Genomic DNA, 12,157 nt, shown 5'->3' on the forward strand with positions numbered 1-12,157 from the left:
TTTCATGTTGGTGTAGTCCTACGTTAGTTGTGCAGCTCAGTTATGTAACTTCACGCCGAAGCGCAGCGCCACACCGAGGCCGATGGCCACCAGCGAAATATTGATGAACGATAGCGCCGCCACCAGGTCGGTGGAACCGGACGCCCACAGCGACACCAGCATCGCGCCGATCACTTCCGTGCCCGGCGACAGCAGGTACACGCCAGTCGAATATTCGCGCTCGAAGATCAGGAACACCATCAGCCACGCGCCCAGCAGGCCGTACTTGATCAGCGGCAGGGTGACGTCGCGCGAGACCTGGCCACGGCTGGCGCCCACCGCGCGTGCCGCCTCTTCCAGCTCCGGGCCCACTTGCAGCAGCGCGGTGGAAATCAGGCGCATGCCGTAGGCCAGCCACACCACCGAATACGCCAGCCACAGGGCGAAAATGGTCGAACGCAGGGAACGCAGCACGGGAATCGCGTTTTCGCTCAGCCACACGGCCACGCCGTTGTCCATGCCCTGCAGGATGCCATCGAGCCAGTTCGGCACGAACAGGAACACCCACAGGAACGACAGGCCGGCCAGCAGGCCCGGCACGGCGCGCGGCACCAGCACGCTGTAATCGAGGAAGCGGCTGATCATGTCCGGCTTGCGGTGCATGGCCAGCGCGATGGCGCAGTAGCAGATCACGGCCAGCGCGCCGCCGACCACGCCGATCAGGATGGTGTTGACGATGCCGCGCACCAGCGACGGCTGGTCGAGGATTTCGCGGAAGTGCTGCAAGGTCAATACGTCGACCAGGCGCACGCCCTCGCCCCAGTACTCGACGAACGAGCGCAGCACGATGCCCGACAGCGGCATGATGATGGTAAACATCAGCCAGCCGAAGATCAGCGCAAACGCCAGCCATTTCCACTGACCCAGCGGCATGACCTTCGAGCGGGCGCCCTTGCCCTTGATCGAGACGAACTTGTTGGCCGACTTGAGCAGGTAGCGCTGCACCATCACCAGCGGGAACGTCACCATCACCAGGCACACGGCCACTGCCGCCATCAGGTGGTACGACGGGATGCCCAGCTTGTTGGTCAGCTTGTACAGGTAGGTGGCCAGCACCATGTGGCCTTCCGGGTCGCCCAGCACCAGCACCAGGCCGAATACTTCGAAGCCGAGGAACATCACCAGCACGCCGGCATAGGCCAGCGCCGGGGTAATCATCGGCAGCGACACGCCGAACATCACCTGCAACGGCGAGGCGCCGGCCACGCGGGCCGCTTCCTCGACGTCCGAGCCCAGACTCTTGAGCGCGGACGAGGCGTACAGGTACACGTGCGGCACGTGGGTCAGGCCGGCGATGATGACGATGCTGGTAAACGAATAGATATTCCACGGGATGAAGCCCAATAAATCCTTGGCCCATACCGAATAGAAGCCCACCGGCCCCATCGCCACCACGTAGCCGAAGCCCATCACCATCGGCGACACGAAAATCGGCACCAGCAGCGCCGGCGCGATAAAGCCCTTGCCTGGCAGGTCGGTGCGGATCATCAGGAAGGCCAGCATGCCGCCCAGCGGCACGGCAATTGCCGTCAGGCCCAGCGCCAGGTACAGCGCATTTTTGGCGGCGGACGAAAAATCGGGATCATCGAAAATGAAACGGTAAGCGTCGAGCCCGAACTGCTTGGCCGGCATGAAGAACGGCGCGGTCAAAAAGCTTTGATAAAAGATCAGGAACAGCGGCAAGAAGATGGCGGTGGCAGCCAGCACCACCACCAGGCCGCGCAGCCAGTTGATGCCCGGGCCGCGCCGGCCGCTGCCGGGGAGAGTGAGAGTTTGCATAGGATTTCCGTTTGTGGACAAACGAGGCGAAAAGGGGCCCTCGCCCGCGCCATGGTGGACGCGGGTTCGGACGCTTGCTTAAGGGACTAAGGGGCTAAGGAACTACAGCCAGACGCTTACTTCTTGCCGGCGGTTTCCTTCCACTGCTTGAGGAAGGCCATGCGCTTGGCCGGGGCCAGGTATTCCATCAGGCTCGGATGCACGGGCACCGGCTTGACGTTGTCCTTGCCGACCTGCTTGATCAATTCGGCGGACGTGGCCTCGCCGGTCACATCTTCGCGAATGGCAAACAGTTTCGATTCGTTGGCGATGATGTTCTGGGCGCGGTGCGACAGCATGTAGTCGAGCCACAGCTTGGCGGCGTTGGGGTTCTTGGCGCCCTTGTTGATGAACAGCACGCGCGAGAGCACCAGCGTGTAATCCTTCGGCATCACCACGCCGATCGACGGATCGGTCTTGGCGCGCACCAGCGCGTACGAACCCACCACGTTGTAGCCGATCAGGTTTTCACCGGACGAAATCCGCTCCATCATGGTGCCGGTGGACGACTGCACCCGCACCTTGGCCGCACCGAAAGCGCCGAGGAGATCGGTGAATTTCGGATTGACGCGCGCATCCTGCGCCATCAGCATGAAGCCCACGCCCGATTTTTCGATGTCGTAGGTGGTGACCTTGTCCTTGAACTTCGGCTGCTGGATCAGCTTGACGAAGTCGGCGTGCGTTTGCGGCACTTCCTTCGGATCGAGCAGGCGCTTGTTGTAGACGATGGCAGCCGGCTCGAACGTGGTGCCATAGGCCTGGTCTTCCCAGATCGACCATGCCGGCAGCTTGGCGCTTTCCACCGACTTGTACTTGAGCGCATAACCTTCCGACGCCAGGCGCATTTGCAGGTCCATGGCCGACGACCAGACGGCGTCTGCGGTGGTGCCGCCGGCGGCCACTTCGGAGATGAAGCGGTTATACACCTCGGTGGAATTCATGTCGTTGTATTCGACCGAGATGCCCGGATACAGCGCGCTGAAGTCCTTGACCAGCGGCTGGGTGGCCTTGCTGTCGGTGGCGCCGTACACCACCAGCTTCTTCTCCTTTTTGGCGCCGTCGATGATCTTCTGGTAGTCGGCAGGATAGCCGGCCGGCACCTGCGCCAGCGCGCCGGTGGCGATCAGCAAGGTGGCGCAGGCAGCGATGGTGGTCTTGAGTTTCATGGTTTTAGTCTCCGTTATTTATATATATGTAATTTTTAGCGCACCAGGCCGAACTCGGTGGCGCGTTTGCCGTATTCGTCCACGGCCTTGCTGACGTACTCTTTCAATGCATCCCCGGTCAGCGCGAACGGGTACAGCCCTGCGTCGGATCGCAATTGCGCAAACTGCGGGCTGGCCAGCATGCGGTCGAACGCGGCCACCCACTTGCGGTACTCGGCGTCGGGCACCTGGGGGCCCATCCACACGCCGCGTATCAGCGGCCACACCACGTCCACGCCCTGCTCGCGCGCGGTGGGCGAGGACGCCAGCACGCCGGGCAAGCGCTGCGGCGAAAGCACCGCCAGCACCCGGGTATTGCCGCCGGCGGCGTACAGCACCGCCTCGCTGGCGTCGCCCGATACCACCTGCACGTGGTTGGCATGCATGGCGGTAAACGCTTCGCCGCCGCCTTCCAGCGCCACGAACCGCAGCACCTTGGGATCGATGCCTGCGCTCCTGACCAGCAGCGCCATCTTGAACCAGTCCTGGCTGCCGGCGGTGCCGGACAGCCCGATCAGCACACTCCTGGGATTGCGCTTGATCGCCGCCAGCAGGTCGCCCAGGTTCTTGTACGGCGAATCGGCGCGCACCGCGATCATGCCGTAGTCGGTACCCAGCGCCGCCACCCAGCGCACATCGCCCACCTTGGCCTTGCCGAATTTTCCTTCGGCCAGGTAGAGCAGCGAACCGCCCGAGAAAGCCACCAGCGTATTGGGCTTGGCGCGCGGCTGCGCCACCAGCGAGTTCCACGCCACCGCGCCGATGCCGCCCGGCAGATACCGGATGGTCATGTCGGACAGGGTCGGGGTGGTGTCGCCGGCTTCGTCGAGTCCCTTCAAACCTTTTTTGGCCAGCTTGCAAGTCAGGTCCATGGCGCCACCCGGCTTGGACGGCACGATGCATTCCAGGTTGGCGGCGTGGACCGCGCTACCGAACAGCAGTGCCGTACAAAGCGTGGCACACAGCGCCAGCATGGCATGGATGGACTTGGAGGTTTTCATGGGTAGTGCTTTCCGGGTGCGGTCACCAGGTACTAGAAGCGGTGCTGCATGCCGACGGTGACGCCGCGCTGGGTGCTGGCATAGCCGGCGTCGTCGCGCGAAAGTCCGGTCAACTGGCCGTTCTTCGCCTTGGCGTAGGCGGCCGATACATGTAGGTCGGTGCGCTTGGACAGCGCATAACGGTACCGCGCCACGTACATGGTGGGGTCGGCGTCGCGGCCGGCGGCCACGTTCTTGACGTCGATATGGTACACGGCGCCGGTAATGGTGGTCACCTCGTTCGGCTTGTACGCCACGCCGCCCCAGGTGGTGGTCGCTTCCACGTCGGCGGTCAGGGCGCGGCCGGCGCGCAGGTTGTAGTCGCGGCGTACGGCCCAGAACTTGAGCGGACCGGTTTCGTAGTTGGCGCCCACGTGCCAGACCGTGTTTTCATCGCGGTTGCCGGTGGCGACCACGGTGTTGCCGTTGTTGCGCTCCCAGGTGGCCATGAAGTTGGCGGTACCGGAACCGATGGCCAGCTTGTAGGCGCCGGTCACGCCGGCCTTGGCGCTGTCCTCGGTATTGCCGGCCTGCTCGCCGAAAGCGTAGTTGGCGCCGAAGCGGAAATTGCCGAACGTGCCCGCATACTTGATCAGGTTGTCGTAGCCGGTGGTGAACCCGTATTTGCTCGGCCCTGTGGCTGGCCCCGAGGTGGCCCACGAGTAGAACGGCGCAAAGCCCATCGGATCGTAGGCGATCACGGTGTCGTACACGCTGGTAAACGAGCGGCCGATGATCACGCGGCCGAAAGCGCCGTCCAGGCCCACGTAAGCCTGGCGGCGGAACAGCGCGCCGTCCTGGCCGCCGCTGTCCATCAGGATGCCGCCTTCGAGGTTGAACACGGCCTTCAGGCCGTTGCCCAGGTCTTCGCTGCCGCGAAAGCCCCAGCGCGACGTGTTCATGCCGCCGGAAATGGTCTTGGCGACGCTGCCGCCGTTGGCGTCGGCATGGTTCAGGCTTTCGACGCCGACATCGAGCAGGCCGTAGAATTGCACGTTCGACTGGGCATGGGCGGAACCGGTGGCAGCAGCGGCTGCGATCAGGGCGGAAATGGCAAGGCGTATCGCGGCGCGCGATGAGGCGTGGTGCATGGTTTGTCTCCGTGGATATAATTATTAGTGATGTCTGTTATAAACATCTGGCATCCACTATAAGATTTGCTTCCTTTCAAATAGCTTTCATAGCGGTAGCGCGTTCACAAATAGCAACAGCCCTATCTTTTTGCCACGCGCCCGACGATGATGTCGGCCACAACATCAGTCATAACCTCAGTCACAACACATCATGCGCATACTGTTAGTGGAAGACCATACCGAACTGTCGCACTGGCTGGCCAAGGCCCTGCGCGACGCCAACCTCACCGTGGAATGCGCAGACAACGGCGCCGATGCCGACGCCCTGCTCCATACCCAGGACTACGCGCTGGTTATCCTCGACCTGACTCTGCCGCGCATGGACGGCCTGGATGTGCTGCGGCGCCTGCGCGCGCGGCCGGCGCCGCGCGGCCAGACGCCGGTGATGATCCTCACCGCGCGCGGCGGCCTGGACGACAAGGTGCAGGGCCTGAACCTGGGCGCCGACGACTACCTGCCCAAGCCGTTCGAACTGGCCGAACTGGAAGCGCGCGTGAAAGCGCTGCTGCGCCGCCGGATCGGCAGCGAGGCGCTGGTGTATTCGTGCGGCGCGCTGGCGTTCGACACCGTCACCCGCCTGTTCAGCTACGGCGGCGCGCCGCTGGCGCTCACCCCGCGCGAGCACGCGGTGCTCGAAACCCTGATCACCCGCACCGGCCGCGCCGTCTCGAAAGAAAAACTGTTCGACGAAGTGTTCGCGCTGGCCGACGACGCCAATATCGACGCTATCGAACTGTATATCCACCGGGTGCGCAAGAAGCTCGACATCGCCGTGCCCGACGCCGCCGTCATCACCACGCTGCGCGGCATCGGCTACCTGCTGCAACCCAAGCCGGCAGCCTGATCCCCCATGCCAGCGAGCGCCCCCGCCCCGTCGAAAACGCCCGGCAGCCTGCGCGGCCAGTTGCTGCGCTGGCTGCTGGGGCCCTTGCTGGCGCTGGTGGCGCTCAACACCGTCTTCGTGTATCGCAACGCCCTCGATGCCGCCGACGTGGCCTACGACCGCTCGCTGCTGGCTTCCACCCGGGCGCTGGCCGAGCGGGTGTCCATCGTCGGCGGCAAGGTGGTGGCGGACGTGCCGTACGTGGCGCTCGACAGCTTCGAGACCGACACCATGGGCCGCATCTATTACAAGGTGTCGGGCATCCGTGGCGAGACCGTGTCCGGCTACGGCGACCTGCCGCCGGTGCCGGCCAACGTGCCGCGCTCGGAGACCTATCCGGCGCTGGTGCGCTTCTACCACGCCAACTACAACGGCCAGCCGGTGCGCATCGCCGCGCTGCTGCAACCGGTGTACGACGATTCGATGCGCGGCATCGCCCTAATCCAGGTGGGCGAAACGCTGGAAGCGCGGCGCCTGCTGTCGAACCAGATCCTGTTCGACACCCTCACCTGGCAAGCCTTGCTGCTGCTGGCGCTGGCGCTGCTGGTGTGGTTTGCCGTGCGGCTGGTGCTGCAACCGCTGATGCGTCTGAAAAGTGCGGTGGAAGCGGGATCGATCAACGACAGCACCGACGTCGATCCGGCGCTGGTGCACAAGGAGGTGCGTCCGCTGGTGGCGGCGATGAACCATTCGCGCGCGCGGCTGCAGCACTTGATCGCGAGCCAGCGCCGCTTCATCGCCGATGCTTCGCACCAGTTGCGCACCCCGCTCACGGTGCTCAAGACCCAGGCCGAACTGGCCCTGCGCGAGTGCGACCGCGCCGGCAGCGATCCCGAACAGACCCGCGCGGCCCTGCGCCAGATCGTGCAAAGCATGGCCGCCACCACCGACTCCACGGTCAACCTGGCCAACCGCCTGCTCACGCTGGCGCGCATCGAACATGGCGGCGACGCCGAAGGCGCGGCAACGCTGGCCGCGCCGGTATCGCTGCGCGACATCGCGCGCCAGGTGGGGCTGGAGCTGGCCATGGCGGCCGTGGCCAAGCAGATCGACATGTCGCTCGATGCCAATGGTCCGGGCATGGTCGAGGGCCAGGCCCTGCTGCTGCACGAGATGATCGCCAACCTGGCCGACAACGCCCTGCGCTATACGCCGCTGGGCGGCAGCCTGGCGCTGACGGTGCACGAGGATGACAGCGGCGTGGTGCTGGAGGTGTCCGACAGCGGCCCCGGCATTGCGGCGGCCGAGCGCGAACGGGTGTTCGCGCCGTTTTACCGCGCGGCTGCCACGCTCGAACGCAATCCCGGCGGCGCCGGTTTGGGCCTGGCCATCGTACAGGACATCGCCACCCTGCACGGCGCCACCATCACCCTGGGCGACACGCCGGGGGGCGGCTTGCTGGTGGCGGTACGCTTCGCCCCCGGCACTGCGGTTAAAATGCCGGATTAACCTTAGGAGCTGTACATGATCACCAAACAGGATATGGTCGACCTTTTCGCCGACATGAAACAAAACGCCCCGTGGGACAGCAACAAGCCACTGCTGTGGGGCTATTTCTTCTCCGACCAGGACCAGGCCAAGCTCGAACGCGCAGCGCCGCTGCTGCAAGCGAAGGGCTACCAGGTGGTGGGCATCTTCGACTCCAAGCCCGAGTCCGACACCCCGGCGCTGTGGTGGCTGCACGTGGAAAAAGTGGAAAAGCACACGGTCGAGTCGCTGGACGTGCGCAACCAGGAATTCTACAAATTTGCCGACGAACAGCAGATCGAAACCTACGACGGCATGGACGTGGCGCCCGCGCCCTGAATCGGTCAAGGCAACATTGGCAATCAAACAGGCCCCCGGACCGGTTTCGCCCTATGATGCGGGGTTGACCGTTCCATAACCGACCACCATGCTCTCGAAACTGTCGTTTCGCCAGCTGCTGTTGGGCGTTTTCCTGTTGATCGCTGTGTTGCTCAGCGCAGCGTCCCTGCATGCGCTGTGGACGCTCGACCGCCTGACCGCCCACAGCCGCGACAGCGGACACCACGCGCTGGCGCTCACCCGCCATACCCAGCAACTTGCCGAGCGCAGCGTTGCCATGACGCGCAGCGCGCGCCAGTTCCTTGTTTTGGACGACCCCGCCTTCCGCGAACGCTATGCCGATGCCTGGCGTGAAGCACGCGCGTCGCTCGATTCCTTGCAGCAAGGCTTGCCGCGCGCATCCACCCAGCAGTTTCAGCGCTGGCGCGAAGCGGGCGAACAAGCGTGGGACTTGCTGCAAGCCCCGGCCCGGCCGCGCAGCACCGCCCGCCAGCAGGACCTGGAACGGGCGCTGGCGCCGCTGCCGGAAGTCGATGACTATCTTGCTGCAGAAGTAAAACAGGAAGTGGATCGCCGCAATGCCGCCCTGCTCGACGAGCTCGACCAACGGCGCGCGGTGCTTGGCGCGCAAGTGGTCGCGTCCATCGTGCTGGCCGCGCTGCTGGCTGGCGGCTTCGGCCTGTGGCTGTCGCGCCCGCTGGCGCAGATCGAAGCCAGTATCGACTTGCTGGGCGAAAACCGGCTCGACAAACCAATCACCGTGCGCGGCCCCGCCGACCTGCAACGGGTGGGCCAGCAACTGGACTGGCTGCGCCAGCACCTGGCCCAGCTGGAAGAAGACAAGGCGCGCTTCATGCGCCATATCTCGCATGAACTCAAAACGCCGCTGGCAGCGCTGCGCGAAGGCGTGGCCCTGCTGGAAGACGGCGTGGCGGGCGAGCTCACCGCCAACCAGCGCGAGATCGCCGGCATCCTCAACCAGAACACGGCAGCGCTGCAAAACCAGATCGAAGCGCTGCTGCGCTACAACGAAGCCAGTTTTGACGCCGACCACCTGCATCGCGCACCAACCGACATGGCGGTGCTGGTGGCATGCGTGATCGACAGCCAGCGCCTGCAATGGCAGGCGGCGGGCCTGACGGTGAACTGCCAGGGGTTGGCGCGGCCCATCGCGGTGGACGCTGATAAAATGGCGGTTGCCGTCAGCAACCTGCTGTCCAATGCGGTACGCTTCAGTCCGCATGGCGGCCTGGTGTATTTCCGTCTTGGCGAGCGCGACGGCAAGCTGCTGCTCGACTGTAACGACCAGGGGCCGGGCGTGGCGCCGGACGACGCCGCCCGCATCTTCGAGCCGTTTTACCAGGGCGAGCGCCAGCCGCCGGGCGCACGACACGGCAACGGCATCGGCCTGTCCATCGTCCACGAATATATCGCCGCCCACGGCGGCAAGCTGCAACTGCTGCCCACGCGGCGCGGCGCGCTGTTCCGTATTGAACTACCTTATCCAACCTGATGACTTCCGGAAGACTCGCTCAAAAAATGCCAGCCTCGACCATGTCCGATGTTTCCGTCCACCACCGCGCCGTGCGCTGGCAGCCCTTGTTGTGCCTGTTGCTATGCGCGGGCCTGGCCGCCTGCACCACCCGCCCCCGGGTACCGGCGCTGTCGGTCACACCCGCGCCCGCGCTGGAGGCGCCGCAGCCGCTCGACGACATCGGCCCGCTGCTCAATTATCACCAGGCGCTGCGACGCATGAGCCAGGGCGAGCTGTTGAAGGAACTGAGCGGACTGATGCAACAAAAACGCACGCCGCGCGTGGCGCTGCAAACCGGCATGGTGCTGATGCTCACGCGCGGCAGCGGCGACTTGAACCGCGCCCAGGGCCTGCTTGACAACGTCGCCAATTCCACCGAGGCCGCCGCTGCGCCGTACAAGCCGCTGGCGCTGATGCTGGCCAGCTATTGCGGCGAAGCACGGCGCCTGGCCGAACACGTGGACAAGCTCACTGCTCAACTTAGCGCGCAGCAAAAGGACAGCCAGCGCCGCATCGACCAGCTCAATGACATGGTCGAGGGGCTGAAAAATATCGAACGCACGCTGCCGCTGCGGCCGTCCGCCAGCACGGCGCCGGGAGTGGTCAAATGAATGGTGAAGTGAAAAACGCTCCGGGCCACGGCGCCCACCTGCTGGTGGTCGATGACGACGCAGACCTGCTGCGCCTGCTGTCGATGCGGCTGACCGCCAACGGCTACCGGGTGACCGGCGTGGGCAGCGCCGAGGCGGCGCTGGCGCGGCTGTCGATCGAACTGCCACGCCTGGTCATCAGCGACATCCGCCTGCCCGACCGCGACGGCATGTCGCTGTTCCAGGAAATCCGCAGCAGCCACCCGGCGCTGCCGGTGATCCTGCTCACCGCCCACGGCACCATTCCGGACGCGGTGGAAGCGACTACGCTGGGCGCGTACGCCTACCTGACCAAGCCGTTCGACGCCAAGCTGTTATTGGAACGCATTGCCCAGGCACTGAGCCTGTCCGCGCCGGCTGCCAACGTTGCCGACAGCGACAACGCCTGGCGCGCCGGCCTGATCAGCCGCAGCCAATGCATGGACGAGCTGCTGGCCGAAGCGCGGCTGGTGGCCGCGTCCGACGCCAGCATCCTGATCCGGGGAGAGAGCGGCACTGGCAAGGAATTGCTGGCCAACGCCATCCACCACGCCAGCCGCCGCGCCAAGGCGCCGTTTATCGCTGTCAACTGCGGCGCGATCCCCGAGGCGCTGCTCGAGTCCGAACTGTTCGGCCACGTGAAAGGCGCCTACACGGGCGCCATCGGCAGCCGCGAAGGCCTGGTGCAGGCAGCCGACGGCGGCACCCTGTTTTTGGACGAGATCGGCGACATGCCGCTTTTATTACAGGTAAAGCTGCTGCGGGTATTGCAGGAGCGCGTGGTGCGCCAGCTGGGTTCGGACGTCGGCCGGCCGGTCGATGTACGCATCCTGTCCGCCACCCACCGCGACCTCGACGCGGCCATGGCCGAGGGCCAGTTCCGCGAAGACCTGTATTACCGCCTGAATGTAATCACGCTCACCCTGCCGCCGCTGGCGCAGCGGCGCGAGGATGTCACGCCGATGGCCACCGAGTTCCTGCACAGCCTGGCAGCCAAATACGGCAAGACCGTGCACGGCTTCGCCCCGGATGCGCTCGAAGCGCTGACCACGGCCTCCTGGCCCGGCAATGTGCGCCAGCTCTATAACGTGGTCGAACACGTGTGCGCACTGGCCACGGCGCCGCTGATCCCTTTGTCGCTGGTGCAGCGCGCGCTGCGGGTGCCATCGCTGGAAGTGCTCAGCTACACGGAAGCGAAGCAGCGCTTCGAGCGCAACTACCTTGTCCAGTTGCTGAAACTGACCGACGGCAACGTCGCCGACGCCGCCCGCCTTGCCGAACGCAACCGCACGGAGTTTTACCGGCTGCTGCAAAAATACGACCTCGACGCCGCCACTTTCCGGTCCGGCGCAAGCCTTGTCGCTCCCGAACGACAAGATTAAATCCTTACAAATCAATTACTTGAGAAATGGCGGCCGATAGTTGTCGCCATTTCCCGACAAAATCCCCGCCTTCTGGCTGCAAAATCCGCCGCCCAGTCGTTTCCACACAGAATTTTCTCGTCAACTCTTTGATTTTAAATCACTTTATCGAGCTGGCACGGCGCTTGCTAAGTGTTGGATAACGTCACAGACGTCTTATCCCCAAACTCGATAAAGGAAGATCATCATGATGACCAATAAACTGCTCGCCCGCCTGATGGTAGCCGCTACCCTGACCGCCGCTGCTGCGACCGGTACCGCTTTCGCCGCAGGCCAACAGGAAGGTGCACTGGCTGGCGCCGCCAAGTCCGGCACCGCAGCCACTGATGAAGCCATCACCAGCAAGATCAAATCTTCGCTGGCCGATCAGAAAGAAGTTGGCGTGACCACCACCGACGGTGTGGTCGTGCTGAGCGGCGCGGTGCAAAGCACCGAAGCCGGCACCAAGGCCATCCAGGTCGCCTCGGCCGTGCCAGGCGTGAAGGAAGTCAAGAGCGAACTGACCGTGGCCACCAAGTAAGCGCCACGCTCACCGAATCCGGGGATAGCGATATCCCCGCCCGTCATTACCCCGTAATGGCAATGCAGTACCCTGTAAGTCGTTTATGACCCTGTTGTAGTACCCCTTTGTATCACCCTAGTAACTGAC

General features: G+C 64.4%; 11 protein-coding genes. 7 read left to right on the forward strand and 4 right to left on the reverse strand.

All coding sequences use genetic code 11. The features are described from left to right. Positions 1-36: 36 nt before the first annotated feature. The 4 genes from F8197_RS08505 to F8197_RS08520 form a co-directional block, all read right to left on the reverse strand. Positions 37-1,818, reverse strand: coding sequence for an iron ABC transporter permease (locus F8197_RS08505; RefSeq protein WP_019922597.1), 1,782 nt, complete (start codon positions 1,816-1,818; stop codon positions 37-39). A 116-nt stretch (positions 1,819-1,934) separates the two neighbouring features. Beyond that, positions 1,935-3,023 (reverse strand): ABC transporter substrate-binding protein, encoded by a 1,089-nt coding sequence (locus F8197_RS08510; RefSeq protein ID WP_152881519.1) that lies wholly within the window; start codon positions 3,021-3,023, stop codon positions 1,935-1,937. A gap of 35 nt (positions 3,024-3,058) precedes the next feature. Next, the gene (locus tag F8197_RS08515; protein ID WP_227012163.1) at positions 3,059-4,063 is read right to left on the reverse strand and encodes a tripartite tricarboxylate transporter substrate binding protein; all 1,005 of its coding nucleotides are present in this window, start codon (positions 4,061-4,063) and stop codon (positions 3,059-3,061) included. Between the two features lie 32 nt (positions 4,064-4,095). After that, complete coding sequence (locus F8197_RS08520; RefSeq protein ID WP_152881520.1) at positions 4,096-5,193, reverse strand: porin; 1,098 nt, start codon at positions 5,191-5,193, stop codon at positions 4,096-4,098. 193 nt (positions 5,194-5,386) lie between these two features. Here F8197_RS08520 and F8197_RS08525 point away from each other — a divergent pair, with 193 nt between their 5' ends. The 7 genes from F8197_RS08525 (at position 5,387) to F8197_RS08555 (ending at position 12,028) form a co-directional block, all read left to right on the forward strand. Then, the gene (locus F8197_RS08525; protein ID WP_056139213.1) at positions 5,387-6,079 is read left to right on the forward strand and encodes a response regulator; all 693 of its coding nucleotides are present in this window, start codon (positions 5,387-5,389) and stop codon (positions 6,077-6,079) included. A 6-nt stretch (positions 6,080-6,085) separates the two neighbouring features. Further along, positions 6,086-7,567 carry a sensor histidine kinase gene (locus tag F8197_RS08530; protein ID WP_152881521.1) on the forward strand — a complete coding sequence of 494 codons (1,482 nt, stop codon included), beginning with the start codon at positions 6,086-6,088 and terminating at the stop codon, positions 7,565-7,567. Between the two features lie 15 nt (positions 7,568-7,582). Next, a complete protein-coding gene (locus tag F8197_RS08535) occupies positions 7,583-7,924 on the forward strand; it encodes a ribonuclease E inhibitor RraB (protein ID WP_152881522.1) in 342 nt (113 codons plus the stop codon). Positions 7,925-8,012: 88 nt separating this feature from the next. Then, on the forward strand, positions 8,013-9,437 hold the full coding sequence (locus F8197_RS08540) for a HAMP domain-containing sensor histidine kinase (RefSeq protein ID WP_056139209.1): 1,425 nt from the start codon (positions 8,013-8,015) through the stop codon (positions 9,435-9,437). A 41-nt stretch (positions 9,438-9,478) separates the two neighbouring features. Further along, positions 9,479-10,069 carry a hypothetical protein gene (locus F8197_RS08545; RefSeq protein ID WP_227012164.1) on the forward strand — a complete coding sequence of 197 codons (591 nt, stop codon included), beginning with the start codon at positions 9,479-9,481 and terminating at the stop codon, positions 10,067-10,069. Beyond that, positions 10,066-11,469, forward strand: coding sequence for a sigma 54-interacting transcriptional regulator (locus F8197_RS08550; RefSeq protein ID WP_152881524.1), 1,404 nt, complete (start codon positions 10,066-10,068; stop codon positions 11,467-11,469). Before F8197_RS08545 ends, F8197_RS08550 begins: the two co-directional genes overlap by 4 nt. A 226-nt stretch (positions 11,470-11,695) precedes the next feature. Further along, the gene (locus F8197_RS08555; protein WP_019922607.1) at positions 11,696-12,028 is read left to right on the forward strand and encodes a BON domain-containing protein; all 333 of its coding nucleotides are present in this window, start codon (positions 11,696-11,698) and stop codon (positions 12,026-12,028) included. Positions 12,029-12,157: the final 129 nt, after the last annotated feature.

Origin of the sequence: Duganella sp. FT27W, assembly GCF_009295655.1 — a bacterium.
GTDB lineage: Bacteria > Pseudomonadota > Gammaproteobacteria > Burkholderiales > Burkholderiaceae_D > Rugamonas > Rugamonas zoogloeoides.